The organism is Enterobacter sp. MF024, from assembly GCF_005843915.1.
Classification (GTDB): Bacteria; Pseudomonadota; Gammaproteobacteria; order Enterobacterales; family Enterobacteriaceae; genus Enterobacter; species Enterobacter barmai.
Map to the genome: position 1 here is coordinate 137,359 of NZ_VCBB01000003.1, position 26,503 is coordinate 163,861.

Consider the following 26,503-nt stretch of genomic DNA (forward strand, 5'->3'; position numbering starts at 1 on the left):
GTGCGGACGAGAAGCCCCTCCGCACTCTCAGAGAAGGATGATTATTTGCAGTCTGTTGCTGCGCCTTCTTTCACCCACACATCGCTGTTGGCCGGGTTGTCACCACGGGTCCACCACTTGGCACGGTATACGGAACCCTGATAAGTCGTGGTGTCGCCACCGTTGTAAACCACATCAGATTTCCAGCCGAATTTCACCTGGCTGACCAGTTCCCATGCATCCACACCGAAGCCAGGCTGGTTGCCCTGCGTCCAGTACTTCGCTTTCCAGACCAGGTTGTCGAAGCTGACGGTATCGCCACCGTTGTAGACCTTGCTGCTGCTCCACGCGGCATATTTGCTGGCGTTGGCATCAACAGGGTTATCGCAGCTACCTGCCGCGCCTTCGTCAGACGGCGTGGTGTCTTCATCGGCTGGCGGCGTTACGTCGTCTGCCGGTGGGGTTACGTCATCCGCTGGATCGGCGGCTTTCGGCGTAACGTTAACCTGTACGCTTGAGTGCACGCTGTCTTTACCGTCACCCACCATCACGCTCAGGGTGTAGCTGGTTTCAGAGGTCACTTCTGGCGCGGTGATGCGTACGCTGTCGGTGTTAGCACCGGCCGCGTTCAGCTCTGCCGGTACGCTCCAGCTGTAGGTCAGTGCATCGCCATCCGGATCGGATGCCTGAGCGTGCAGGGACTGGGTCTGGCCCGCTTCCAGGGTAACGTCCTGCATTGGGTTAACCACAGGAGCCTGGTTCGCTTTTGGCGCTTTGTTCACAACCTGGACATTCGCGGTGCTGAACAGGCCTTTAGCGTCGGTAACGGTCAGGCGGAAGGCCAGAGTCTGGTCGCTGGTCACAGCCGGCACGCTAAAGGAGGCTTTAGCGGAGGTGCTGTTGGCGATACTAACCGTCGTCCCGGCAATCTGCGTCCACTTGTAGGTCAGCGCATCGCCGTCCTGGTCAGAAGAAGCAGAGCCATCCAGGGTCACGGTAACCGGGCCGGTGACGGTCTGGTCAGCGGCGGTAGCAACCGGCGCATGGTTGGTGTCCGCTGGCTCATCAGAGGAGGAGCCGCCCAGCAGGCTTTCGTTCATGGCGTTCAGGATGTCGCCGTTATCGGATTCGATAGACCATGCGAACAGACCGCCGAGGTTTTTGTTCAGAACGTACTTACCTTTGGCTTCAACGGAACGGGCATCGTCATAGCTCAGCAGCTCGCCGGTCGCCTTGTTGAAGAGGTATGGCGCTTCTGCCGCGGTGTCGTATTTGTACTCCCAGCCTGGCTTGCCTTTCATCTGGTTGGCAATCACGCGATAGTCAACGATCCCGGCTTCCCAGGTGCCAGGGATTTTACCTGTGGCAGTACCGGTAAACGGATTGTCGCCGGTGTAGCCATGGACGCCAGTCCAGCCGCGACCGTACATCGCCGCACCCACCACGATTTTGCCCGGCTGTACGTTCTGGTCGAGCATCGCTTTCACCGCGTTATCGGTGGTGTAGTTGGTGTCCGGTTTCCAGGAAGCACCGTACAGCGCAGTCTGGTGACCCAGATCGGTGTTGCTCCACCCGCCGTAGAAGTCATAGCTCATCAGGAAGATGTGGTCGATATACTGCTGGGCCGTGGTGTAATCGACATCTTCGATCTTATCTTTACCGGCACCGATAGCGGTGGTCAGTTCGTAGGTACGGCCCGTTTCGGCTGACAGCTCGTTCAGCATGGCGCGCAGATCGTGCATCAGCGCAGTATAAGTCGCCTTATCTTTCTGCGGATCGCCGAGACTAGCGTTTTCACCGCCGCCGCCCGGGAATTCCCAGTCGATATCCACACCGTCAAACACTTTCCAGGTTTTCAGGAACTCTTTCACTGAGCCGACGAAGCGGTCGCGCAGCACTTTGTTGTCCATCTGGAAGAACGGGTCGGAGAGGGTCCAGCCGCCAACGGAAGGCAGAACCTTCAGGTTCGGGTTGGCTTTTTTCATTGCCATCAGCTGGCCGTAGTTGCCTTTGTACGGCTCGTCCCAGCCGGTCACACCCTGCTGAGGTTTTTGCAGAGCCGCCCACGGGTCATGAATGGCCACGGTGTAATCCTGACGGCCAGCACAGGCGCGTTTCAGGGATTCCAGCGCGCCGGAGGATTTGGCGCTGTCGTTGATGCCATCGCCGCCGCAAATTGGAATGAAGCCGTAGAGGATGTGGTTCAGGTTGGCAACCGGGATTTTATCGACGGTGAAGTTACGGTCGTAAACGCCCCACTCAGGGAAATAGGCCGCAACCACTTTATCGGTGTGTTTGGCGAACGCTTTGTTGTTCTCGTGAAGGGTAGTGGTTAACGGCTGCAGGTGGCTACCGTCAGTATCCGCCACGATGATCAGTTTGCTGGCGCTGGTGTTGCAGCCGCTGCTGTTACATACCTGAACCTGCTCCTGATAACGGCCGCCTTTCTTGACTTTAAAAGTTGCGGAGCCAGAGGTGCTGCTCGCACCAGACCAGACTTCCTGGCCGTCCAGCAGCACTTTCGCTGAGGTTGGCGCATCGCCGCTCCAGACGTTCCACTCAACCTTAACATCGGCACCGTCGTGAACTTTTACCAGGTTATTATAATCCTGAGCGGATTGATCCACTTCAATAATGGAAAATTTATCATTTCCACTGGTCAACGACGGCACACCTGGAATTGCTGCAAATACAGGGCTGGCTGCCGCCGCAACAAAAAGTGCCAGGTATTTAGGCTTCAAAAATTTCATTCTCATTTCCCGATAACTTATTTGTGAACGTAAAAGTCATGTCTTCCGTAAACATGAAATAAAACCAGCATGGATTGTAAAAAGCTTAAATACATCGCCACTTGTAATGTTTTTAAGTTTCTTTGTAATCTCGAAAGAAATTAGCAATGCATGCAGTTCATAGCGTAAATGGTATTCGCAAAAAAATGATGATTCACGCGATTACCTTGTCGAAAAAATTTCAAAAAAGAATTGACAGGATTACTCAGGCAATGAGCTAGGAAATTTGCAGAATAAAGGTAATAAGCCCCGCAAAGGCCAGCGCGGGACCAAAGGGAATTTGCGCGGTTTTATTGCCGGATTTAATAAAAATGAAATACCCCATCAGCCCCGTTAACGACGCCAGCAATATCACCGTGGGCAGCGCCTGCCAGCCGCACCAGGCACCCAGCGCCGCCAGCAGCTTAAAATCTCCGTAGCCAAGACCTTCGCGGCCGGTCGTCAGGCGAAACGCCCAGTAAAGTAGCCAGAGGGAGAGATAGCCCACCATCGCGCCTGTGATGGCATCGCGAAGAGGCAGCGTCGGGTGAACAAGGTGAACCAGCAGCCCGGCCCACAGCAGGGGCTGGGTCAGGCAGTCCGGCAGCAGCATGTGCCGCCCGTCAATGATGGCCAGCGGCAGCAAAAAGGCGCTTAACAGCCAGAGTGAAAACAGCGCCGGGATATCCGGTATACACCAGGCGGTGGCGCCAAAAAACAGAAAGGAAAAGAGTTCAAGTAACCATAAGCGCAGTGGAATTGCGCTGGCGCAATGGTGGCAGCGCCCACGCAGCGCCAGCCAGCTTACAAGGGGGATATTTTCCCACCAGGCTAAATCGTGCTGGCACGCCGGGCAGTGCGAGGCCGGAAAGAGTAAGTTAATCCGCGTCTCATCATCGAGCAGCATCGGCGGAATACGCTCTGCCACTACTCCAAGAAAGCTGCCGATAATCGCGCCGAACACGGCGCTCATCAGGCTGAAAAGCGCCGGGCTGCTCTCCCGGAACAGGGCAAAGGCGATCATGAGGCTTTTTTCCAGCTAAGCTGGATCTCCGCTTTAACGTCACGCTGGTGGTCGACAGGCGTCAGCTTCATTTTCTCCAGCCGGATACCCGCGGCGGCATTAATTTCACGCAGCCAGTTTTTCAGCTCATTAATATCCACCCGGGGTACAACAAATGATAATCCCTGCCCTTCCTGGCGCACGTCATTTAACGGCAGCTTAATTTCCTGCGCGCTGTTTTCTACCACGCTGCGCGGATTATCTGTTTTTAATTGCTGCACCTGGAGGTGATTTTTATCTATTTCGCTGCGCATCCAGGTCAGGGTTTCTGTCTGGCGCTTTAACGTTGCCTGGCTATTTTTAATCATATTATCCAGCGGCACCATGCCGCCGTAATAGACGACGGCACAACACAGCGCCGCGGCGCCGAATTTAATCAGCTGCTTTTCACGGGCAGAATAATTCTGATACCGCGCTTTGAATGGAGCGACACGTGCTTTCATTTATGTTTCCCCGTGATCATGGCGGTAAAGGGCGCTGCCGTTGAAACCGGCTGGAGCGAGAAATCAAAATCCGCACTGGTCTGTGAAATAAACGCCTGTAGCGAGGCGCTGTCCTGGCTGCTGGCGCTGAGCGTCCAGCTGTTTTGCGCGCTGTCATAATCCAGCAGGTTCACTTCCATACCCGGCACGCGCTGTTTCGCCGTATTCAGGTCGTCCATCTGCAGGAAGACGCCTTTACTGACCTTCTTCAGGTTCTGACCAAAGTGATACTTAATATTGGTTTGCTGACGCAGGCTGGGGAAATGGTACTGATAGACCGTGGCGATCTCCTGCTGGAGATGGTTTTCCTGCTGCACCAGCATCAGGGCCATCGCCAGTCTCGGCCCCAGCAGCAGCCCGACGCTGAGCAGCGCCAGCGCCACCATCGCCCCTTTCAACCCTTTGGGCGTGCCGTTCCGGGCACCATTGGGGCTAAACTCGCCGTGCAGCACGTTGGCCCGACAGCCCTGCCACTGGGGCTGGATCAGCGCAAGCGGATGCTGCCAGGGCAGGGTTTCATCCACCGCCACGCCGGCAGGGGCATCGCCATAACAGCGCACCTCTCCGCCCGCGGTTTTCTGCAACAGCAGCGGCAGCAGCGCGGCGTCGGCTTCGCACGCCTCCCCGGTGGCAAAGCGCAGCCAGTAGCTATCTTCCAGCGACATCAGGGTGGTTCCCCCGTCCGCAACCGGCAGCAGCCAGGCGTCAGGCAGCGCCTGGACCACCTTCAGCCCGGCCTGCTCAAAGCAGGCGAGCCAGCCGCGCAGGCGCCGGGCATCGATGGCAACGGCGTCCACTTCACACCCTTTTTTGCTTAACACCGTCCAGTGCAGGTCGTCGACGTCACCGATCAGCGTCTCTTCCGCCATCCACGAAAACGGCGTCGCCTGGGAGCCGAGTCCTTTCTTTGGCAGGGAGAAGTGGCGGAAGATCGTCTCGCTGGCGGGCAGCAGCAGACAGACGCGCGAGGCCAGGGGATGGTCTGCGAGGGTCGCCAGCGCTGCCATGCCGCTGAGCGTATTCACCTGCTGGCTTCCGGATTCGCACCACGCAATCGTCCCGTCCTCACGGCTATCGGGACGAATAAAAAGTATCTTTTTCATCGGTATCGGCTTTTGTTATTCAATCATTCGGTAACGACGCTGCCACGTGACGATCTCGCCCGCTTCAGTGTTGACCTGAAGCTGGCTGACCACGCGCAGCGTTAAATCGTCGGTGTTGCCGGTGTAGTTGACCCGGAAGTAGCGACTGTTAACGGCCACCCGTTCGGCAACCTGAGTTAAATCATCCTTCAGCTGCGGGAGGTTTTGCTCCAGCGCCTTGCTGAAGGCCTCCATGTTTTCCCACCCCGCCTCCGGGCGTGCGGCGAGCAGCCGGGTAGCGTCATCCTCCGTCAGTTTTCCCGCAAACAGCGCCGCCAGCAGCTTTGCCTGCTCCGGCTTGAGGGTGTTGACGTTAATTTTGCTGCTGGCGTCCGGCAGGGCACACAGCAGCGCGCTGACTTTGGCATAGGCCGCCGCCGGGAATGCCGGCAGCAGCCTGATTTCACTGATGTTGCGCATCATCTGGTTGGCCGGTAGGCGCGCGGGCTGAACGCCAGCCCAGGCGTCGGTCTCCTGAGCCTCTTTCGCCGTGACGCTGTCGCCATCCAGATAGTCCACCAGCTGCTGATAAACCTGCTCCGCGGTGGTCTGATCCAGTCCGGCGTCGGCCAGCAGCTGCTCGACCGTCAGCTGTTCAGACGATTTCTCCGGCAAGGGTGACGCAGCCTGCTCTTTCGCCATCTTCTCCTCGGTAAGCAGGTTATTGACGTTAAAGCAGTCCTGGGCATCCTCAACCTGGCTCACCACCGTGTAAAACTCCCCCTGTGTCTCAAGGGGCTGATGCCATTCGCCGTCCGGCTCCAGAGGATTCTCGCCGCTGGCGGCGGTCTGCAACCGCTCTTTCACCGCCTGCTCCTGGCGCTGAATTGCCCAGCGCAGCTGCTGCTGACTCACCTGATAGTGAGTTTTCTGCAGATTACGGCTGAACTGCTGGCTGATTTTCGATGCCAGCGCCGACATCAGCACCAGCAGGATCAGCACCACCAGCAGGGCGACGCCCCGCTGCTGTTTCAGCGTGTTTTGACTCATGGCTGGCTCCCCGGCGCGGGTTCTGCGGCCTGCTCTGGCGCGGCCTCAGGCGGTGCGCCTTCTGGTTTATCAGCAGGTTTCTCTGCTTCTTTTACGGCGACCTGCGGCTGCGGCATGTCGCCCGGGGTGGTAAAGACCCAGCGCCAGGTATCACCGCTCTCCATGGTCAGCGTCAGCTCAACGCCATCCGGCTGATGCGCGCTTTCACTCCAGCGCTTTTGCCATGATTCGCTGAAAAACCGCCACTGAACGGCTTTCACCTCAGAGACAATCGGCACCTCTTCCGGTTTGACGCCCGCCGGGCTGTCTATCGTCGGCCAGACGTCACGCCACAGCCGGTGATCTTCAAAGCGCCAGCGCACCCGCTCTAACTGAACGTTGCCGCTGACGCCGTTGAGGGTGGTCAGCTCAATCGCGTTATCGTCCTGGCGAAATACCTCGGGTTCATTGCGCGGCGCGCGGGCCTGCAGCTGAAAAAAATCACGCTCCAGCAGGCTCCAGGCGCGCTGGATCTGATTGAGCCGGGTCGCGCTGCGATCGGTGGCGTTGCTGGTGCGCATTGCGCCATCGAGGATCTGCCAGGCGAGCGTGCTGATCACCGCAAAAATGGTCAGGGCAATCATGATCTCCAGCAGCGTAAACCCGCGCTGATTCTGCCGTTTTTTCACTTTTCCTCTCCCGGCGGCAGAACCCGCATCGCCACAACCGGCTGGCTCTCATCCCCTTCGGCATAGACCAGGATCTCATCCGCCCAGCGCTTATCGGCGGTTTTAACCCGCTGCATGTGCCAGGTCCAGTTGCGCCCGCCCATCAGCTCGGTCCCCTTCTGCTCTGCATCGGGAAACTCGCTTTTGGTGAGCTGCGCTTCGGCGAGCTGATTCTCGGCGACCCAGCTGGCCTGCAGGGTATCGGCAAGACCGTGAGTAAAACGCACGTTCAGGGAGACCGAGTTCATGAGCGCCAGCGCGGCGGTGGAGAAGATCACCAGGGCGACCATCACCTCCAGCAGCGTCATGCCGCGCTGCGATGCATCAGGTTTAGCCATCGTTTTCTACCGTAACCGGTGGCGCGCCCTGGGACACCACCCGGAAGTGGTGCTCTTTATCGGCGCTCTGTAACGTCAGGGTGAAACGGCTCATCTCGCCGTCCGGTAAAAAGACGATCTGCGGTTCGGCATCAGGGGTCGCGGCCAGGCGCTGCGGGGTGAGCGAAACGTGCATCTCCTCCGGGAAATCACCCCCGGTGTTGATACGTCGTTGCGCCAGCGGAACCCAGCGGCGTTCGCCGTTTTTTTCTTCCAGCGTCATCAGCTGATATTTATCCGTCGTGATGACCAGCCCCAGGATATTTCCGTCCATTACCGCACGATCGGAACCATATTCAACAACGGCTTTTAATTGCTGGCCAAATATATCCGCACCGCTGCGCGACGGTATTGTGGAAACCACCATCATGGCGCAGCTGGCGAATATCACCAGCGCGAGAATAATTTCAAGCAGGGTAAAGCCGCGTTGCCTGTTCATTATTTTTTATCGAATGACCAGTTGGTAATATCGTCTGCGGTATTGGCTTCGCCATCCGGCCCTGCGGAAAATACATCGATGGCGCCATGCTCGCCCGGGCTCACCAGAATATAATCGCTGCCCCAGGGATCCTGCGGCAGACGGCGAATATAGCCATCGGCGCGGTAGCCGTTCGGGATTGGCGCGATTTCAGGTTTGGTGACCAGCGCCTGCAGGCCCTGTTCCGTGGTGGGATAACGGTGGTTATCCAGCTTGTACATATCCAGCGAACCTTCCAGGGCGACAATATCGCTGGTGGCTTTCTGGGTATCGGCTTTCTCTTTATTCCCCATTAAATTGGGCACCACCATACTGGCCAGCACGCCGAGAATAACAATCACCACCATTAATTCGAGCAAAGTAAAGCCCGCCTGGCGTGCCAGGTTTTTACGTTTCATCGCCATGATTAACCTACCATATTATTAAGTTGCAGAAGCGGTTGTAATATTGACATCACAATAAACAGAACAATGGTCGCCATTGAGACCACCAGCGCCGGTTCGAATACCGACAGCGTTAAGGTAATTCGATGCTGTAATGCGGACTCCTGGTTTTCAGCTGCCCTGTCCATCAGGTTGCCCAGCTCGCCGCTCTCTTCGCCAGAGGCGATCATGTACAGCATGGTGGGCGGGAATAATTTCGCCTGCTCCAGCGCGGCATATAACGATGCCCCCTGACGCACGGTGTCCGCCGCCTGCTCAAGCACCTGACGGGCATGGAGGTTTTCAATCCCGTCCATGGCGATATACATCCCCTCCAGCAGCGGCACGCCGCTGGCCTGCAGGATGCTCAGGGTGCGGATGTAGCGCGCGCTGTTGATGGCGCACACCAGTTTTTTGATTGGCGAGGCGTTAACCAGCCAGCGGTGCCAGAGAAAGCGATTTTTCGCGTTCTTCAGCCAGCTTTTAAAGCCGATAAATCCGGCGACAAGCCCGCCGCCAATGTAGATGCCGTACGCCTGCAGGAAATCACTCACCGCGATCAGCGTGCGGGTGGTGATCGGCAGCTGCTGTTTCATATGGGTAAACTGCTCGATCACCTGCGGTACCACCGCCACCAGCAGGATGCAGATCACCGCCACCGCCACCACCGTGAGGGTGATGGGGTAGACCATCGCCTGACTGAGCTTGCTTTTCATCTTCTGGCGCTGCTCGTTGTACTCCGCCAGTTTTTCCAGCACGTCGCCTAGATGACCGGTTTTCTCCCCGGCCATCACCAGGGTGCAGTAGAGTTTGTCGAAGGTGCGCGGAAACTGGCTGAAGGCGTCGAACAGCGTATGCCCTTCCACCACTTTGTCGCGGATCTCGCTCACCATCGCCGCCAGCTTTTTATCTTCCGACTGCTTCGCAATCGCCTTCAGGGCGCTCTCCAGCGGCAGGGCGGCGTTCACCAGCGTCGCCAGCTGGCGGGTAAACATCGACAGCACCGGGGTGGAGAGTTTGATCCCCTTCTGCGCGCTCCCGGCACTGGAGGGCTCCCGGGTCGGCGTGATGCTCACCGGCATCAGCTTTTGCTCGCGCAAGGTCTGGCGAACCTGCTTTGGCCCCTCGGCCTGCAGGGTGCCGCGCTGGGTTTTTCCCGCCGCACTGGTGGCCGTCCACGCATACCACGCCATTATTCATCTCCCCCGCGCTCGGCGGTGACGCGCATCACCTCTTCCAGCGAGGTGACGCCGGAGATAACCTTCAGCAGGCCGTTTTCGCGCAGGCTGTAGGCCTGTCTGAACAGCTCGGTCTCGATGGCCATTTCATCTTTATCTTCATGAATCGCCCGGCGCATAGTGCTGTCTACCACCAGGAACTCGTGGATCCCGGCGCGGCCCTGATACCCGCTCTGGCGGCAGTGCTCGCAGCCCACGGCGCGGTAAATCGCTTTTGGCGGCGCGTCCATAAAGCTGAACAGCGCTTTCTCATTGGCGTCCAGCGGACTGGTGGTCCGGCAGTGCACGCACAGCCGACGCACCAGACGCTGGGCAATGACACCGAGCAACGATGAACCGATCAAAAATGACTCCAGCCCCATGTCGCGCAGACGGGTGATGGCCCCTGCCGCGCTGTTGGTGTGCAGCGTGGACATCACCAGGTGGCCGGTGAGCGAGGCCTGCACCGCAATTTGCGCGGTTTCGCCGTCACGGATTTCACCGATCATCACCACGTCCGGGTCCTGGCGCAGGATCGCGCGCAGCCCGCGGGCAAAGGTCATGTCCACGCGCGGGTTGACCTGGGTCTGCCCCACCCCTTCCAGCTCATACTCGATGGGATCTTCAACGGTGAGGATATTGCGCTCATGCCCGTTCAGCGCCGACAGAATGGCGTACAGGGTGGTACTTTTCCCGGAACCGGTCGGGCCGGTGACCAGGATAATGCCGTGCGGACGGCCAATCAGTCCCTTCAGCTGCTGTAGCTCTTCGTCTATCAGCCCCAGCTTGTTAATGTCCGGCTTAAGATTACTTTTATCGAGCAGACGCATCACCACCCGCTCGCCGTACTGCGAGGGAATAGTGGAGACACGCACGTCGATGGCTTTGCGCCCGATACGCAGCGAGATACGCCCATCCTGCGGCAGACGCTTTTCGGCGATATCGAGCTTCGACATCACCTTGATGCGCGACACCAGCAGCGGCGCAAGTTTGCGCGCCGGTTGCAGCACCGGGCGCAGCACGCCGTCGACGCGAAAACGGATGCTCAGCGTGCGCTCGAAGGTTTCGATATGAATATCCGACGCGCCCTCTTTCACCGCCTCGCCCAGAATGGCGTTGATCAGGCGGATCACCGGCGAGTTTTCGTCGTTATCCAGCAGATCCTCGTTGTCGGGGATCTCCTCGGTGAGCGCCATCAGATCGATATCGGCGTCCATATCATCCACCAGCTGCTGGGAGACGCCGCTGTTCTGCTGCCAGATTTTGGCCAGCATCTCGTCAAAGGCCTCCGGCGTCAGAATGACCGGCGTAAAGGAGCGCGCCAGCACCCGGCGCATCTCCAGCAGGGCAAACGCCGGGGCATCGTCCCGGACATAGACCTGATCCTGATAAAACAGGACGCCGTTATCCTTGGCAAAGCTGCTGGTGCATAAGGCGTTGCTGAGTTCATCCATCTGCCACCCCCTTACTCTTTAAACGGATTGCGGGTGGCCGCCGTGGTGGCGGAGCCCTTAGACGGGTAGGCCGGCAGCACCGCGTTATCATTATTGGAAATAATGCCCAGCTTTTTCTCTTCCATACGCTGCTGTTGACGCGCGCGGATCTGGTCATATTTCTCTTTCGACGACGCGCTGTAGCTGTCGTCGTCACGCAGGACGGTGGTATGGATAAAGACCATCAGGTTACGTTTCGACGTATCCTGCGAGGTGTAGCGGAACAGCTGCCCCACCAGCGGAATATCCCCCAGCAGCGGCACTTTCGAAACGTTTTGCTTGGTGACGTTCTCCATTAATCCGCCGAGAACCACCGTCTGCCCGCTGTGCACCATCACTTCGTTGTTGATGGTACGGGTGTTGAAGGTTGGGCCGAGGCTGGCGTCTTCCGTCGCGCTGGCGTCAACGCTGGAGACTTCCTGCTCGATCTTCAGATGAATAATGTCGCCGTCGTTGATCTGGGGAACGATTTTCAGCTTGGTACCGACCGTTTTACGCTCCACCGAGTTAAAGACGTTATCGCCGCTGGTGGTCTGGGAACCGGACAGCACCGGCACGTCCTGACCGACGTTAAACGACGCCTCTTTGTTATCCAGGGTGACCACGCTCGGGGTGGAGAGAATGTCGTTTTTACCGTCGGTAGCAAGAGCGGTCATAAGCGCGCCAAAGTCACCGTTAAAGAAGCCGGTCGCCAGGCCAGTAAAGCTGGCCCCTTTGATGGCGCCGCTCTTGATCTGGCTGATTGGCATACCGGTGGCGCCAAACTGCACGCCGCCATGTTTGCCGGTCCACTGCACGCCCAGGTCGAGGCCGTTGCCGTCCTGCACTTCGGCAATGATCGCTTCCACCAGCACCTGCGGACGGCGGATATCGAGCTTGTCGATCACTTTTTCCAGCGAGTTCATCACGTTAGGCTGGGCGGTGATCACCAGTGAGTTGGTGGCTTCGTCGGCGGTGATATTCAGATCGCTGTTGGTGCTCGCCGTTTTGCTTTTCGCCGCCGGGGCTTTGTCTTTCAGCTGCTCGCCAATCCCGGTCAGTACCGGCACCACTTTGCTGGCGCTGGCATATTTCAGGTAGAAGACGCGGGTATTGCCTTCGTTGTTCTGCTCGCGATCGAGCTGATTCACCAGCGAGCGGGTGCGCGAGCGGGCATCTTCCGAGCCGCTGATCACCAGGCTGTTGGTCTCGTCATCGGCCACCACTTTCGTCGCCAGCTGCGGCGCGTTCTGGCCTTTCTGCTCTTCGTTGTTGAGGTTATTCAACATGTCGGAGAGCTCTTTGGCCGAGGCATAGCGCAGCGGGACAATTTCGCGACGCTGCATGCCGGAGCGATCCACGCGCTCCACCAGATCCACCAGCCGGTTCACCACCGAGGCTTTACCGGTCAGCAGCAGCACGTTGGAGGGCTCAAAATGGACCACGTTACCAATGCCGGAGGCATCGTTCAGCTGGCGCAGCAGCGGCGCCAGCTCACGCACCGGCACGTTTTCCATCCGCACCACGCGGGTGATGATCTCATCCCCTTTGCCGGGGTGTTTACTGTCCGCCAGCGGTACGCCCGCAGTGCGCGCCACCGTGGAGCGCACCACTTTCACCATGCCGTTATCCATCGGGATCACCGACAGGCCATACAGATCCAGCACGCTCAGGAAGAATTGATAATACTCATCCTCCGTCAGCACGTTATAGGTCTTCACCGAGACGTTGCCCTGAACGGACGGATCGACGAGGATCGTTTTATTCAGGTTACGGCCTACCGTATCGATAAATTCGCGAATATCGGTGTTCTTAAAACTGGCGCTAAAGTTCGCCGCCATCACGGAACTGGAAATAAAAGAGGCGGCTGTCAGCGCAATACATGCCCAGGGAAATTTCTTCATCTCATTACACTTGTTAATTGGTTAAAACATTAACCCGAATATTTTCAAGGTGAGCGTGGCGTCTGACTACGACTTCCGCTTCTCTCATTTTCGACCAGCTGGCGATAATACTTTTCGCCTGCTCCGCGCGCGTCATATCGACGGCGTTCACTTTCACTACCACATCGCCCTTTTCCAGCCCGCTATGGCTAAAAAAGGAGGAGGCATTTTTTGGCTTTATTTGATAGCCCTCGAGCTGACCCTTTTCGATATAAGGCTTCAGCACTAAATAATCGTCGAGATGTAAATTATCGGCCCCGGCATCGATTTTCGGCTTTATTGCCGGAGAGGGATTAATATCGCCTTTAAAATAGTCCGGGCGTTTTAACGCCAGCACCTGCCGGTCGCCTTCGTAATTCACCACCACGTTGTCGCTATTGATCTCTTCTATAAACGCATCGCTGTAGCCCGGCAGGGGGTCGCCTTCACGCAAACTCTTCTGTCCGCCAGGCGTTTTGATGACGGCGAAAGAAAGCCACGCCTCGTCGCTGCTGATGATGCCGTCGACCTCAGCCGAAAGGCTCTTTTTCGCCACCTGCTGCGTCACCGCCTGGTTAACCGCAGGCTGAAAAAGAGCAAAGGCCTGCTCTGCCTGCTGCGTACGGGACTGCGCGGACGCGTTATCCGGATCGGAATCAGCCACCTTTTTATACTCTTTAAAAACGACATACCCCTGCTGGCCGCTGAATATCAGCAGGACAAACATCACGCAGGGCGCAATATATCGGGAATAGAACTGCATTTTCATTTTAAAACTGACCTTTTAGTCAATGCAGGGATCAGCAGCCTGGCGCTGCACCTGAAAACCCGGAAATAGTAATAATGATGTGCCTCCCGCTCCATCGGGTTCGCCGTTAACTTTAATAAAGAAAATTATTGACCCAGCAAATAACCGATGTTAGCCAATCAGCACAGGTTATTTTTCTCCTCGGGCAAAATTGACCCCCTTCTCCCCTTCCCTTACTTTCCTGCCTGACATTTGGTCAATGAAATACAACGGTGAAGCGTTATGTTCCTCAGTCATTTTAAATTTACCCGCCACCCCTTCAGGAGCGCAGCCCGCCCCTGCGGCACATTCTTTGCGCCTTATCATCAGGATGTCTTCGGCATGCTGGCAGAGAAATCGACCGTGCCTGGCATTGTGGCGCTGTTTGGCGATGACGAGGAGCTGCTGAACACCTTCACCGCTCACCTGCTGGCGAAAAGCGCCGCCGGGGTGGCGGTTAATGCTTTTCCGAAACTGAACGCGAAGGGCCTGCTGTATAAACTCAGCGCCCAGGCAAAAGATGCCAGCAACAAAATTCACGCCATTGACGGTGTGCTGCGCCAGTGGCAGGAGAAATATCCGTCCTGTAAAAAATCCGGTCTGGTCCTGACTGTCGCGGCGGTACAGGCGATGCGGGATAACTGCTGGGAAGCGCTGGGCATGCTGCTCTCCCGGGCGCAGGAGTCTGGTCTGTCGTTAACGCTGGTCCTGACCGGTACCCCGGACCAGGAAGCGCGTCTGATGAACCACTCTGGCCTCGCGTCCCGGGTGCATACCCGCCATACCCTGCGCCCGCTTACCTGCCGCGAAGTGCTGAGCTATGTTCAGGCGCAGGCCGAGGAGCACGGGGCCGAAACCTCGCCCTTTATTCCTGCCCGCGTGCGCCGGATGCATGCCCTGACCAAAGGGTCGGTGAGCAAGCTGAACGCGCTGGCACACCTGTCGCTGCTGGCGGCCTGGACCGAGCGCGCCCCTGCGGTGGGAGCCCGTCATTTACGTCTGGCGGCGGGCGAAGTGCTGCCGCGTAAGACGCACGGCAAAACCCTGGCGACGGTTGGCCTGTTCGCCAGCGTGCTCTTTGCCGCCAGCGGCTGGTACTTCTCCTCCGCCATCACGGCAAAACTCCCTGTGCACCTGCCGGTGCCCGTGAGCTGGAAACAGCCTGTCCATACGCAAAAAGCGCCGGTCGTGCCGACGCTTGAGAAAGAGGTGGTCAATTCACCGGACGCCATGCATCAGCTCTACACCATGTGGGGCTACGATCCTTCCTCAGAGGAGGCGCTCTGCCAGAATGCCGCCCGGGTGAATCTCGCCTGTAAACAGGGGAACGCCGCGCTGACGGCGCTGGAAAAAGAGGGGTATCCGTGGGTGAGCGAGCTGCGAACCGGGGATCACCTCAACTATGCGGTCGTCGCGCGAGTAGGCGCGGATTCCCTTGATCTGCTGATGAATAATCGAACCTGGCAGGTGAAGCGCAGCTGGTTTAACGCCCACGCCACCGGGAATTACACCTTATTGCACCGACTGACGCCGGCAGGACAGGATGAAGTCGGAGCCGCCAGCAGCAGCAAGGATCTGGCCTGGATCGATACGCAACTCAGCCAGGCGCTGCATGAGCCTGAAACCCATGCCCAATCCTGGACGCAGGCGCTGGTGAAGCGCACCCGCGAATTCCAGGCGCAGACCCAGCTGAACGTTGACGGCATGCCGGGTGAAGAGACCCTGATGCAGCTGATGCGGGTGAATAACACGACGCCGACGATACTGACGCCGACCGCAGACACCGCGACCCACACCCTGGCGAAAGGAAAAACGCAATAATGTCTACTATTTGCCTCGCTGCACAGCGCAGCTTTAATACCGGCGAGGCGGTATGGTTCTCCTACCGCCTCCCCTCAATCAATAAAATACTGCTCAGAACTCTGGCCTGTTTATGCTGCCTGGGGGCAATTTTAATGGCCGGGCTGTACGCCCATATTTACTGGAATCTGCGGCATCCGGCGCCGGAACCCAAACCGGTGAGCGTCGCGCAGCCGGACACGAAGATTTCGGATATGCATTATGTGTACGTTTCAAAGCCGTTCCCGCAGCCGAAACCTGTACCCGAAAAATATACCGCGCCGCCGATGCCATCAGACGATCCTGACATGGATAAATCTTCAGACTGGCAGCAAGCCCCGGACAGTGATATTTCCAGTGAACCCTTGCCCGATGTCCATGGTGCTGAACAAGAGACAGATTCCGTGTCGTTAAAAGAGCGGTTTATGGAAGCGTTAAAAGAACAGCAGCAGGATATTTCGCAGGGGAAAGTGCCGGATGAACCGGTGGATGAGACGCAATCCGACACATAGACGGATAATCGGGTGATAAACCAGACGGCAGCGTTAAAAACGGAAAATATAGATACTCATATGCTAAAAAAATCCCCACCGGCGTTACCCGATGGAGATTCTTAGCAGATAATCAGTAGCGTTCTGGCAGGCTGGTAATATTTTTCAACTTACCTTTCTCGACCACTATATAGTGACCTTTTTTCAGGTCTGAGAGAATTTTAATAATGGTGCTGCGGGCCAGGCTGGTGTATTCCTGAATGTAATCGTAAACGTTAATATCGCGATTCTGGTGAACAATCAGTTCATTTATTTCGATAAGGAATTCACGAACTACGGAATAGGCGCTGCGAGCAACCAGAATGTCATCGCGCTTACTCAGCACGTCGATATACCAGATGAGGAGCTGGCTGAACTCTGGCCACAGGTTTTTCTCGCTGATAATACGTTCAAACTCTTCACGTTTGATGGTGCGGATAACGGTGGTGTCGCGGACCAGGCCGTACATGTGTGAGGCTCTGTTATAGATAGTGGAGATCCCTAAAAAACCGGCTTTGCGCATGGTAAACATGCTCAATTCATCAGAGCGTCGGCGAATTTCTATTTCGCCGCTGATCATAACGTGCACGTATTCAGAATCGGCGGTAATAATCTTCTGCCATTTCTTTAACGTTTTATCGGGGTAATCTGCTGTAGCAGCAATAATTGCGTCAATCGCCTTTTCCGGGCGACTATTTTTACAATATACGTTTAACATTATTATGCCTGTTTCAATTTTTATGGATAAAGCGAACCGCTGCGCCAGAAAAGTCACACCGGATAAATTCTTAGAAGTTTTTTGGGTGAGATTTACTCTCAAATAATATTTACTTTGCCAAATTGCTTAGCAAGCTATGTGTACATATTATATTCGGGTAAATTTAAGTCAATTAACTAAAAATGAATCGAGATTGAACTTAAGATTAATCTCAAGAAAAATAAGATAAAAATACGCAAGAAGCGGTTTTTTCAAGGATTAACCCTGTCCGTATTTCTCTAATAATGCTTCAGCGATGGCAATTGTTTCTATATCAGCTACACCATTCCATAATTGCGGTCTGAAGTGCATTTGAAAGGCCATAATTATCCGCTTCTGCTGTGCTTGTGAAATATTATCTGGCACATCATAGCCATAGCGGGATAATAAACTCAGCAGCGCAGCACTGTCCGCGGGTTGGTAAGGCGGTTGCCCGTTCAGGTAAAACGCCACCCGGGCGGGATCCGGCCAGGCGCCAATCCCCTGCTGCGCCAGCGCCTGCCAGGGGAACAGCGGCCCCGGATCGTCTTTGCGCTGCGGGGCGATGTCCGCATGGGCCACCACGTTCTGCGGTTTGATGTCGTAACGCTGAATAATATCCTTCGCCAGCGGGATCAGGGCGGCGATTTGCGCCGGTTCGAAGGGCACAAAGCGTTTCTGTCCGTCGATTTTTTGCCAGCCGCGGTTCTCCAGCTCAATGCCAATAGAGGTGTCATTTATACGCGTGGCGCCACGCCAGAAGCTGACCCCGGCATGCCAGGCCAGGGAGCCCTCAGGCACCAGCTGCCAGATCCGCGGCTTTCCTTTATACAGAGGCGGGATCGCCGGGATCAGATAGTGGGAGCTGACGTTTTTATCGGTCAACGTCGCCAGAGAGCTGTCAAAATCGTCGGCGGTGTAGTGAATAACCAGCACCTTGATGCGCGGATAGGCCGCCTGGGCCTGTCGCCGGGTATCCAGCTCATAGGCCCCTTTTTCAACAATCCCTTTTTCTGCCGCACAGCCTGCCAGCAGCAGAACCAGCAGGACGGGCGCAAATGCCTGCTTCATCGGCGCGTTTTCACCGCCGTACCGCTGACGCTGACCATCAGCATGCTGGCGTCTTTGCCGACGGTTTCGTAGTCGATATCGATGCCCACAACGGCGTCTGCGCCCATGGCTTTCGCCTGTTCACCCATCTCCTTAAAGGCGATTTCACGGGCTTTACGCAGCTCTTTTTCATAGGCGCCGGAGCGGCCGCCGACGATATCGCGGATCCCGGCAAAAAAGTCCCGGAAAACATTGGCACCGAGAATCGCTTCACCGGTCACCACGCCGCAGTATTCGCTGATGGGTTGTCCTTCCAGAGTGGGGGTGGTTGAAAATTGCATTTTCGTCTCCGTGTTACGTACCTAACCGTTTAAGAACAAAACCATTATCTGCTCGTTACGCTATCATTTAAAGGTTAGTTAATTATTGCAGCCTAATAAGGAAATCATCATGCGCTATTCTGCTTTGACGCTTTTAGTGCCTTGCGCGCTGCTGCTCAGCGCCTGCACTACGCCAGTCACCCCGGCCTTTAAGGACATCGGTACCCGCAGCGGCAGCTGCATTACCGGCGGGCCGGATGCCGTGGCTCAACAATTCTATGACTACCGCATTACGCACCGCAGCAACGACTTTACCGCCCTGCGCCCGTACCTGAGCGATAACCTGGCCCAGCTGCTGAGCGATGCCAGCCGCGATCCGCAGCACAGCAGCCTGCTGAAAGACGATCCGTTCTCCAGCCGCACCACCGCCCCTGAAAAGGCCGAAGTCTCCAGCGCCTCGACCATCCCGAATACCGATGCGCGCAATATTCCGCTACGCGTCAAGCTGACGCAGGGCAGCCAGACCTGGCAGGATGAAGTGCTGATGATCCGCGAAGGGCAGTGCTGGGCGATCGACGACGTGCGCTACCTCGGCGGCAGCGTCCACGCCCCGGCTGGCACGCTGCGCCAGTCGATTGAAAACCGCTAAACGGGCGCGCTTCAACCCGTTAAGCAGGTAAAACCCCGTAAAATGTCTGGCATTTCGTGAGGAATGCCGACATTTATTCTCGCCGACATTACCTTCCGCTATTTTGTGCTATGTTTAGATATAGATACGGTTTATATTTAACTTTTAACGCAGTTATATTGCATAACTATTCTGTCAACGGTACTATTTGCGGCCTCAATTGCTATAGATTGCCTGGATGAGTAAAGACTGCCCCGATGAGTATTCAACTAAACGGCATTAACTGCTTTTACGGCGCACACCAGGCGCTGTTCGACATCACACTCAATTGCCCTGAGGGCGAGACGCTGGTGCTGTTAGGCCCAAGCGGCGCGGGTAAAAGTTCGCTGCTTCGCGTCCTCAATCTGCTTGAAATGCCCCGCTCCGGAACCCTGGATATCGCGGGTAATCACTTTAATTTTGCTAAAGCGCCCTCTGAGAAAGCGATCCGCGATCTGCGCCAGAACGTCGGCATGGTGTTTCAGCAATATAATCTCTGGCCGCACCTCACCGTGCAGCAAAACCTGATTGAAGCGCCGTGCCGCGTGCTGGGCCTCTCCAAAGAGCAGGCGCTGGCGCGTGCCGAGAAGCTGCTGGAGCGTCTGCGCCTGAAGCCCTACAGCGATCGTTATCCGCTGCACCTCTCCGGCGGTCAGCAGCAGCGTGTGGCCATTGCCCGCGCCCTGATGATGGAGCCGCAGGTTCTGCTTTTTGACGAACCGACCGCCGCGCTGGACCCGGAAATCACCGCCCAGATCGTCAGCATTATTCGCGAGCTGGCGGAGACCAACATTACCCAGGTGATCGTGACCCACGAAGTGGAAGTGGCGCGTAAAACCGCCAGCCGTGTGGTCTATATGGAAAACGGTCATATCGTGGAGCAAGGGGATGCGCGCTGCTTTGCCGAGCCGCAGACCGACGCATTCAGAAATTATCTGTCTCACTAATCGAATCGAGAGAACGACAATGAAAAAAATAGTGATTGCCGCGCTGCTTGCAAGCGTTAGCCTCTCTGCCACCGCAGCTCAGACCATTCGTTTTGCCACGGAAGCCTCCTACCCTCCGTTTGAATCTATGGATGCGAATAACCAGATTGTCGGCTTTGATGTGGATCTGGCTAACGCCCTGTGTAAAGAGATCGACGCCACCTGTACTTTCGCTAACCAGTCTTTCGACAGCCTGATCCCAAGCCTGAAATTCCGCCGTATCGACGCGGTCATGGCCGGTATGGACATCACCCCGGAACGTGAAAAGCAGGTTCTGTTCAGCACCCCTTACTATGAAAACTCCGCGCTGTTCATCGGCCAGAAGGGTAAATACGCTTCTATCGACGCGCTGAAAGGCAAGAAAGTGGGCGTACAGAACGGCACCACGCACCAGAAATTTATCATGGATAAGCACCCGGAAATCACCACCGTGCCTTACGACAGCTATCAGAACGCCCGTCTGGATCTGCAGAATGGCCGTATTGATGCCGTCTTTGGTGACAACGCTGTAGTGACCGAATGGCTGAAAGCGAACGACAAGCTGGCCGCGGTGGGCGATAAAGTGACGGATAAAGACTACTTCGGCACCGGTCTCGGCATTGCTGTCCGTCAGGGCAACACCGAGCTGCAGCAGAAATTCAACACTGCGCTGGAAAAAGTGAAGAAAGATGGGACTTACGATTCCATCTACAACAAATGGTTCCAGAAGTAAGATCTGATGAACGAAATTTTTCCATTAGCAAGCGCCGCCGGGATGACCGTCGGCCTTGCCGTTTGTGCGCTGATTATCGGCCTGGTGCTGGCGATGATCTTTGCCGTGTGGGAGTCGGCTAAGTGGCGACCTGTCGCCTGGACCGGCTCAGCACTGGTGACCCTGCTGCGCGGCCTGCCGGAAATCCTGGTGGTGCTGTTTATCTACTTTGGTTCTTCGCAGTTGCTGCTGATGCTGTCGGACGGCTTTACGCTCAACCTGGGCGTGGTGCAGATCCCGATTCAGATGCAGATCGAGAACTTCGACGTCAGCCCGTTCCTGTGCGGCGTGATCGCCCTCTCCCTGCTCTATTCCGCCTACGCCTCGCAAACCCTGCGCGGCGCGCTGAAAGCGGTGCCGGTGGGACAGTGGGAATCCGGTCAGGCGCTGGGGCTGTCGAAAACCGCGATTTTCTTCCGTCTGGTGATGCCGCAGATGTGGCGTCATGCCCTGCCGGGGCTCGGCAACCAGTGGCTGGTGCTGCTGAAAGATACCGCGCTGGTGAGCTTAATCAGCGTTAACGACCTGATGCTGCAGACCAAAAGCATTGCCACCCGTACCCAGGAGCCCTTTACCTGGTACATCGTGGCGGCGGCCATCTACCTGGTGATCACGTTGCTCAGTCAGTACATCCTCAAGCGTATTGACCTGCGTGCGACGCGTTTTGAACGGAGACCAGGCTGATGCTTGAGTATTTACCCGAACTGATGAAAGGGCTGCACACCAGCCTGACGCTGACGGTGGCCTCGATTATCGTGGCGCTGATCCTGGCGCTGATTTTCACCATCATCCTGACGCTGAAAACGCCGGTGCTGGTGTGGATCGTGCGCGGCTACATTACCCTGTTTACCGGCACGCCGCTGCTGGTGCAGATCTTCCTGATTTACTACGGCCCGGGCCAGTTCCCGACGCTGCAGGAATATCCGGTGCTGTGGCATCTGCTCTCCGAGCCGTGGCTGTGCGCCCTGCTCGCCCTGTCGCTGAACAGCGCCGCCTATACCACGCAGCTGTTCTACGGCGCGATCCGCGCTATTCCGGATGGGCAGTGGCAGTCCTGCGGCGCGCTGGGGATGAGCAAGAAAGACACGCTGGCGATCCTGCTGCCGTACGCGTTCAAACGCGCCCTCTCTTCGTACTCCAACGAAGTGGTGCTGGTGTTCAAGAGCACGTCGCTGGCCTATACCATCACCCTGATGGAGGTGATGGGTCACGGACAGCTGCTGTACGGACGGACATACGATGTGATGGTGTTTGGCGCTGCCGGCATTATCTATCTCATCGTCAACGGCCTGCTGACCCTGCTGATGCGTTTAGTTGAACGCCGGGCGCTGGCCTTCGAACGCCGCAATTAAAACTGCATAAGGTTGATTTAAAAAAGACGGACAAGTCTAACTACTGTCCGTCTTTTTTTATTTCTCAAAAAATACTTAATCATTTTTATTGCATATAAATTCATTAGATGGCATTGTGACGTTCAGCCGCAGACACGGCATATAATGACAAGATTGACAGACGGGAGCTTCATGATGAAAAAGTTAGTTCTGGCCGCTTTACTCGCTACCTTCGCCGCTGGCGCCTCTGCCGCCGATAAGATCAGCTTCGGTGTTTCTGCGACGTATCCACCGTTTGAATCGCTGGATGCCAGCAACCAGATCGTCGGTTTTGATATCGACCTGGCAAAAGCGCTCTGTACCCAGATGCAGGCCGAGTGCACCTTTACTAACCACGCCTTTGACAGCCTGATCCCGGCCCTGAAATTCAAAAAATATGACGCGGTGATCTCCGGCATGGACATCACTCCGGAGCGTAGCAAGCAGGTTGCCTTTACCGAACCATACTACGCCAACTCTGCGGTGGTGATCGCCAAAAAAGGCCAGTACACCTCCTTTGAGCAGCTGAAAGGCAAGCGCATCGGCATGGAAAACGGCACCACGCACCAGAAATACCTGCAGGATAAGCACCCGGAAGTGAAAACCGTGGCCTATGACAGCTACCAGAACGCAATTATCGACCTGAAAAATGGCCGTATCGACGGCGTATTCGGTGACACCGCGGTGGTGAACGAGTGGCTGAAAACCAACCCGCAGCTGGGTACCGCTACCGATAAAGTGACCGATCCGCAGTACTTCGGCACCGGTCTGGGCATCGCGGTTCGTCCGGACAATAAAGCCCTGGTGGAGAAACTGAACGGCGCACTGAAAGCGATTAAAGCCGACGGCACGTATCAGAAAATCAGCGACCAGTGGTTCCCGCAGTAAGATTGATTGCCGGGTGGCGGCTACGCCTTACCGGGCCTACAGACTGTGCGGTCTGATGCCGGGTGGCGGCTACGCCTTACCCGGCCTAGGTACGGTGCGGTTTTGTAGGCCGGGTAAGCGTAGCGCCACCCGGCATTACTCAAAGCGGCACATAGAAGCGAAAACGCGCCCCTTTCGCCGCCTCCATCAGCCTGATCCCCCCGCCGTGTAGCTCCAGCATTCTTTTGACAATCAACAGCCCCAGCCCGCCGCGATTATCCCGCGAGGCCTGCTGGCTCAGCGCTGACGGCCGCATAAAGAGCCCATCGCGCAGGTGTTCATCCACCCCCGGCCCACTGTCGTTGACCTCAACCTGCAACTGCTCACCCTCCAGCCACACTTTAAGCCCGATTTCGCCCCCCGGCGGCGTATGGCGAATCGCGTTATCCAGCAGATTGGTGACCACCCGTTCGATCATCGACAGATCGGCATTGATCATCGGCAGCTGGCGCGGCACGTCGATATGCAGCCGAAGCTGGCGCGTCTCCACCGCCAGGTCAAACTTTTGCGCCACGTCGGAGATAAGCTCCCCAATGGCAAAGCGTTCGCGCTGAGGCTTGATGCTGCCGTGCTCAAGGCGCGCCAGCTCAAACAGCTGCTGCGACAGATGGCGAACCTTATGGCCCTGACGCAGGGCAATGGAGAGATAGTGCTGCGTCTCCTGCGCGGACAGGGTGCCGGATTTCAGCGACAGGGTTTCCAGATACCCCAGCAGTGAGGTCAGCGGGGTGCGCAGATCGTGGGAGATATTGGCGATAAACTCCCGGCGCTGCCGGTCGCTGTCGGCCAGCTGATCCCACTGGCTGGCAATCTGCTGCGCCAGCTCGATAAAGGTATTGCGCAGCAGGGCCACTTCGTCAGAGGGCGCGGCCTGCAGGGGCTGGGTGGCGAGCTGCTTGATGACGTGCATACTTTCGCGATCCAGGCCGCTCACCTCGTCGGTTAACTGCTTCACGGGCCGTGTCACCCAGTACCAGACCAGGCCGCCCGCCAGCGCGCCGAAGAGCGCCACCAGCAGCAGCGACCAGAGCACCGTGCTCCAGAGCGTTTTCTGCCACGCCTGCTCCGCCAGAGCGTTCAGCTCTTCACCCTGCAAAACGATATACAGATAGCCGCGCAGCACGCCGTCCTGATGCAGCGGCACGGCGCTGAAGACCTTCTCCCCGGTCAGGCTGCGCGGATCGTCCCCGTAGACCGGCATCATCCCGCCGCTCAGGAACTGCTGTACCGGCGCAACGGCGAGCTTCTGCCGTTTGATGTGCCCCGGCGGCGCGGCATCGGCGAGGATCTGCCCGTCCGGGGAGAGGACGTAGAGCTCCACGCTCGGGTTGTAAGTCATCAGGCGGTCAAACAGCGGCTTGAGCCGGGTGCGGTCGACCTGGCCGTTGGCATCCAGCAGCGTTTCCCGCTGGGCGATATGCTGTGCCAGCCCGCCGGAGAGGCGCTGCACCATGGCGTTGCCGTACTGCATGCTGGTCCAGAGCTGGACCGCGCAGGCCACCGCCGCACAGCCCGTCAGCAGAAGAATAAACAGCAGAGTGAGGCGGCGGATCATAGCGGACGTTCCGCAAACAGATAGCCTTTTCCCCAGACGGTGCGGATGATCTCCGGCTCGGCGGCGTCTTTCTCAATTTTTACCCGCAGGCGATTGATGTGGGTGTTGACGGTGTGCTCGTACCCTTCGTGCTGGTATCCCCACACCTGCTCAAGCAGGGCCAGGCGGGAGAAAACCTCCCCGGGATGACGGGCGAAAAAGTAGAGGAGATCGAATTCCCGTGGCGTGAGGTCAACCACCTCGCCACGCAGCAGCACGCTGCGGGCCAGCGGGTCGATGATCAGCCCGTGAGCGTTGATAAGCCCGGAGGTTTGCTGCCCCATCGCCTGCTGACGGCGGAACAGCGCCCTGATGCGCGCCACCAGCTCCTGCACCGAGAAGGGTTTCGCCAGATAGTCATCGGCCCCGGTTTCGAGGCCCAGAATGCGCTCGGTTTCGCTGCTGCGGGCGCTGATGATAATCACCGGCAGATAGTGGTCCCGGGCGCGGATCGCCCGGCAGAGGGTCAGCCCGTCAACGTTGGGCAGCATCAGATCGAGGATCACCGCGTCCCAGTGGGATTGTCCGAGCAGGTGCTGCGCCCTGCCCCCGTCCGCCTCGTGGGTAATCACGTAACCTTCGTCTTCTAAATTGAGACGCAGTAACGCGGCGATATCGCCGTCATCTTCTACCAGCAGGATCTGCTTCATCGGTCAGCCTTATTGAATCTTAACAGCTAAAGCTTACCTGATTTCTACGGCGGGAAACGTTCACATTTTGTTTAACATTGTGCGCGCTGATCCCCTCACCTTAACCCTCTCCCCATAGGGGAGAGGGAATACACCCCTCAGAACTTAACCAGCAGACTCAACACTTCATAGTGGGCAGTATGCGGGAACATATCGAACAGCTGCACCCGTTCAACCCGATAACCGGGCAGATCGCCAATGTCTTTCGCCATCGTCCGGGCATTGCAGCTGGAGTAGATAATAAACTGCGGCGCCATCTGGCTCAGGTAGTCGCACAGCGCCTTGCCGATGCCGCGACGCGGCGGGTTGACCAGCACCAGCTCCGGTACGCTGCCCTGCCCGGTGGCGAACTGCGTGGAGTCGAGCGCCTGGAAGTGCAAATTCGTTAACCCCAGCTCTGTGGCCGACTGGGTGGCGCAGGCGATCGCCTCGGCGGAGATTTCGATCCCGGTAAGCTGCATCTGCGGGGTGGCGCAGTGCAGACCAAAGCCGCCGACGCCGCAGAAGAGATCCCACATATGGTTAACCGGTAACTGACGCACCCAGTCGCGCGCCGTGGCGTACAGCTGGCTGGCGACGGTCGGGTTGGTCTGGAAGAAGCTCTTCGGGCGGATCCACAGCGGCACGTCGTTAAAACGCTCCGCCAGCGCCTGGGCGTCGGTGAGGAAGATCTCCTCCTCGCCTTCCATAATCGCCATATGCACCGGCTGAATATTGGCAGCGATCACCTTCAGCTGCGGCAACTGCTGTTGCAGCCACGGCAGGGCCGCGCGGAGCTGGGGCAGTTTGGCCTCTGAGCGCAGGACGAAGCGCAGCATCATCCCGCCATCAAGCTGGCTCTCGGTGAGCAGCAGGTATTTCAGCTCGCCGCGCTTACGTTCGACGTTGTAGGGCGTAAGACCCGCGCGGGCGATAAAGGGTTTCAGGACGGCAAAGATGGGGGCAAACGAGGCCGGATAGAGCGGGCAGTCGGTGAGATCGACAGGAGTACCGTCCCGGTGCAGCATGCCAAACAGCGGTTTTTCGACGCTGCCGCTGACCACCATTTTGGCTTTATTGCGAAACGCCTGCTCCGGCCCGCTGACCGGCGCGCACCACTCCGCCACCGGCATTCCGGACAGCAAGGTCCGGAGGTCGGCCATTTTGGCGGAAAGCTGAGAAGAGACCGGCTGTTCAATCCACTGACAGGAGCGACAGCGACCGGCGTCATAGAGTGCGCACTGCATAACGAAACCTTA

The 26,503-nt window shown here is 57.1% G+C and carries 27 protein-coding genes; 8 read left to right on the plus strand and 19 right to left on the minus strand.

The window, feature by feature from the left end:
* Window positions 1-41: 41 nt before the first annotated feature.
* The 13 genes from FFB58_RS07125 to gspC all read right to left on the minus strand — a co-directional run bounded on the left by FFB58_RS07125 (window position 42) and on the right by gspC (window position 13,746).
* Window positions 42-2,729, minus strand: coding sequence for a glycosyl hydrolase family 18 protein (locus FFB58_RS07125; protein WP_138369463.1), 2,688 nt, complete (start codon window positions 2,727-2,729; stop codon window positions 42-44).
* 256 nt (window positions 2,730-2,985) lie between these two features.
* Complete coding sequence (locus FFB58_RS07130; protein ID WP_138369464.1) at window positions 2,986-3,771, minus strand: A24 family peptidase; 786 nt, start codon at window positions 3,769-3,771, stop codon at window positions 2,986-2,988.
* Window positions 3,768-4,253, minus strand: a complete 486-nt coding sequence (locus FFB58_RS07135) for a type II secretion system protein M (protein WP_138369465.1) — start codon at window positions 4,251-4,253, stop codon at window positions 3,768-3,770. The genes FFB58_RS07130 and FFB58_RS07135 overlap by 4 nt, the downstream gene beginning before the upstream one ends.
* Window positions 4,250-5,395 carry a type II secretion system protein GspL gene (gene gspL, locus FFB58_RS07140; protein WP_138369466.1) on the minus strand — a complete coding sequence of 382 codons (1,146 nt, stop codon included), beginning with the start codon at window positions 5,393-5,395 and terminating at the stop codon, window positions 4,250-4,252. The genes FFB58_RS07135 and gspL overlap by 4 nt, the downstream gene beginning before the upstream one ends.
* A 15-nt stretch (window positions 5,396-5,410) precedes the next feature.
* Window positions 5,411-6,424, minus strand: a complete 1,014-nt coding sequence (gene gspK, locus FFB58_RS07145) for a type II secretion system minor pseudopilin GspK (RefSeq protein ID WP_138369467.1) — start codon at window positions 6,422-6,424, stop codon at window positions 5,411-5,413.
* Window positions 6,421-7,092, minus strand: a complete 672-nt coding sequence (gspJ, locus tag FFB58_RS07150) for a type II secretion system minor pseudopilin GspJ (RefSeq protein ID WP_138369468.1) — start codon at window positions 7,090-7,092, stop codon at window positions 6,421-6,423. The genes gspK and gspJ overlap by 4 nt, the downstream gene beginning before the upstream one ends.
* Window positions 7,089-7,469 (minus strand): type II secretion system minor pseudopilin GspI, encoded by a 381-nt coding sequence (gene gspI / locus FFB58_RS07155; RefSeq protein WP_039029528.1) that lies wholly within the window; start codon window positions 7,467-7,469, stop codon window positions 7,089-7,091. Before gspI ends, gspJ begins: the two co-directional genes overlap by 4 nt.
* Entirely contained in the window at window positions 7,462-7,947 is a 486-nt protein-coding gene (gspH, locus tag FFB58_RS07160; protein WP_138369469.1) for a type II secretion system minor pseudopilin GspH, read from the minus strand. The genes gspI and gspH overlap by 8 nt, the downstream gene beginning before the upstream one ends.
* On the minus strand, window positions 7,947-8,390 hold the full coding sequence (gene gspG / locus FFB58_RS07165) for a type II secretion system major pseudopilin GspG (RefSeq protein WP_032617298.1): 444 nt from the start codon (window positions 8,388-8,390) through the stop codon (window positions 7,947-7,949). Before gspG ends, gspH begins: the two co-directional genes overlap by 1 nt.
* 2 nt (window positions 8,391-8,392) lie before the next feature.
* Window positions 8,393-9,601, minus strand: coding sequence for a type II secretion system inner membrane protein GspF (gspF, locus tag FFB58_RS07170; protein ID WP_138369470.1), 1,209 nt, complete (start codon window positions 9,599-9,601; stop codon window positions 8,393-8,395).
* Entirely contained in the window at window positions 9,601-11,079 is a 1,479-nt protein-coding gene (gene gspE / locus FFB58_RS07175) for a type II secretion system ATPase GspE (protein ID WP_039029531.1), read from the minus strand. Before gspE ends, gspF begins: the two co-directional genes overlap by 1 nt.
* 11 nt (window positions 11,080-11,090) lie before the next feature.
* Complete coding sequence (gene gspD, locus FFB58_RS07180; RefSeq protein WP_039029532.1) at window positions 11,091-13,001, minus strand: type II secretion system secretin GspD; 1,911 nt, start codon at window positions 12,999-13,001, stop codon at window positions 11,091-11,093.
* Window positions 13,002-13,014: 13 nt separating this feature from the next.
* Window positions 13,015-13,746: a type II secretion system protein GspC gene (gspC, locus tag FFB58_RS07185; RefSeq protein ID WP_039029635.1), complete on the minus strand. Its 732-nt coding sequence runs from the start codon at window positions 13,744-13,746 to the stop codon at window positions 13,015-13,017.
* Between the two features lie 303 nt (window positions 13,747-14,049).
* On the opposite strand from gspC, the gene FFB58_RS07190 reads away from it, so the two are divergent.
* A complete protein-coding gene (locus FFB58_RS07190) occupies window positions 14,050-15,627 on the plus strand; it encodes a peptidoglycan-binding protein (RefSeq protein WP_138369471.1) in 1,578 nt (525 codons plus the stop codon).
* Window positions 15,627-16,157 carry a hypothetical protein gene (locus FFB58_RS07195; RefSeq protein WP_138369472.1) on the plus strand — a complete coding sequence of 177 codons (531 nt, stop codon included), beginning with the start codon at window positions 15,627-15,629 and terminating at the stop codon, window positions 16,155-16,157. The genes FFB58_RS07190 and FFB58_RS07195 overlap by 1 nt, the downstream gene beginning before the upstream one ends.
* A 112-nt stretch (window positions 16,158-16,269) precedes the next feature.
* Here the strand turns inward: FFB58_RS07195 and FFB58_RS07200 are convergent, their stop codons facing one another.
* The 3 genes from FFB58_RS07200 to FFB58_RS07210 all read right to left on the minus strand — a co-directional run bounded on the left by FFB58_RS07200 (window position 16,270) and on the right by FFB58_RS07210 (window position 18,302).
* Window positions 16,270-16,893 (minus strand): helix-turn-helix domain-containing protein, encoded by a 624-nt coding sequence (locus tag FFB58_RS07200; protein ID WP_039029534.1) that lies wholly within the window; start codon window positions 16,891-16,893, stop codon window positions 16,270-16,272.
* 258 nt (window positions 16,894-17,151) lie between these two features.
* The gene (locus FFB58_RS07205; RefSeq protein ID WP_138369473.1) at window positions 17,152-17,982 is read right to left on the minus strand and encodes an N-acetylmuramoyl-L-alanine amidase; all 831 of its coding nucleotides are present in this window, start codon (window positions 17,980-17,982) and stop codon (window positions 17,152-17,154) included.
* Window positions 17,979-18,302: a heavy metal-binding domain-containing protein gene (locus tag FFB58_RS07210; protein ID WP_039029536.1), complete on the minus strand. Its 324-nt coding sequence runs from the start codon at window positions 18,300-18,302 to the stop codon at window positions 17,979-17,981. Before FFB58_RS07210 ends, FFB58_RS07205 begins: the two co-directional genes overlap by 4 nt.
* Before the next feature lie 109 nt (window positions 18,303-18,411).
* Here FFB58_RS07210 and FFB58_RS07215 point away from each other — a divergent pair, with 109 nt between their 5' ends.
* From FFB58_RS07215 to artJ, 6 genes are all read left to right on the plus strand, one after another.
* Window positions 18,412-18,930 carry a lipoprotein gene (locus FFB58_RS07215; RefSeq protein ID WP_039029537.1) on the plus strand — a complete coding sequence of 173 codons (519 nt, stop codon included), beginning with the start codon at window positions 18,412-18,414 and terminating at the stop codon, window positions 18,928-18,930.
* A gap of 236 nt (window positions 18,931-19,166) precedes the next feature.
* Entirely contained in the window at window positions 19,167-19,895 is a 729-nt protein-coding gene (gene artP, locus FFB58_RS07220; RefSeq protein WP_039029538.1) for an arginine ABC transporter ATP-binding protein ArtP, read from the plus strand.
* Window positions 19,896-19,914: 19 nt separating this feature from the next.
* Window positions 19,915-20,646, plus strand: a complete 732-nt coding sequence (artI, locus tag FFB58_RS07225) for an arginine ABC transporter substrate-binding protein ArtI (protein WP_138369474.1) — start codon at window positions 19,915-19,917, stop codon at window positions 20,644-20,646.
* A 6-nt stretch (window positions 20,647-20,652) separates the two neighbouring features.
* Complete coding sequence (artQ, locus tag FFB58_RS07230; RefSeq protein WP_032617286.1) at window positions 20,653-21,369, plus strand: arginine ABC transporter permease ArtQ; 717 nt, start codon at window positions 20,653-20,655, stop codon at window positions 21,367-21,369.
* The gene (gene artM, locus FFB58_RS07235; protein ID WP_039029540.1) at window positions 21,369-22,037 is read left to right on the plus strand and encodes an arginine ABC transporter permease ArtM; all 669 of its coding nucleotides are present in this window, start codon (window positions 21,369-21,371) and stop codon (window positions 22,035-22,037) included. Before artQ ends, artM begins: the two co-directional genes overlap by 1 nt.
* Window positions 22,038-22,211: 174 nt before the next feature.
* The gene (gene artJ / locus FFB58_RS07240) at window positions 22,212-22,943 is read left to right on the plus strand and encodes an arginine ABC transporter substrate-binding protein ArtJ (protein WP_039029637.1); all 732 of its coding nucleotides are present in this window, start codon (window positions 22,212-22,214) and stop codon (window positions 22,941-22,943) included.
* Between the two features lie 139 nt (window positions 22,944-23,082).
* Here the strand turns inward: artJ and FFB58_RS07245 are convergent, their stop codons facing one another.
* The 3 genes from FFB58_RS07245 to rlmC form a co-directional block, all read right to left on the minus strand.
* Window positions 23,083-24,537, minus strand: coding sequence for an ATP-binding protein (locus FFB58_RS07245; RefSeq protein ID WP_138369475.1), 1,455 nt, complete (start codon window positions 24,535-24,537; stop codon window positions 23,083-23,085).
* The gene (locus FFB58_RS07250; protein WP_138369476.1) at window positions 24,534-25,226 is read right to left on the minus strand and encodes a response regulator transcription factor; all 693 of its coding nucleotides are present in this window, start codon (window positions 25,224-25,226) and stop codon (window positions 24,534-24,536) included. Before FFB58_RS07250 ends, FFB58_RS07245 begins: the two co-directional genes overlap by 4 nt.
* Window positions 25,227-25,363: 137 nt before the next feature.
* Entirely contained in the window at window positions 25,364-26,491 is a 1,128-nt protein-coding gene (rlmC, locus tag FFB58_RS07255) for a 23S rRNA (uracil(747)-C(5))-methyltransferase RlmC (RefSeq protein WP_138369477.1), read from the minus strand.
* Window positions 26,492-26,503 lie beyond the last annotated feature (12 nt).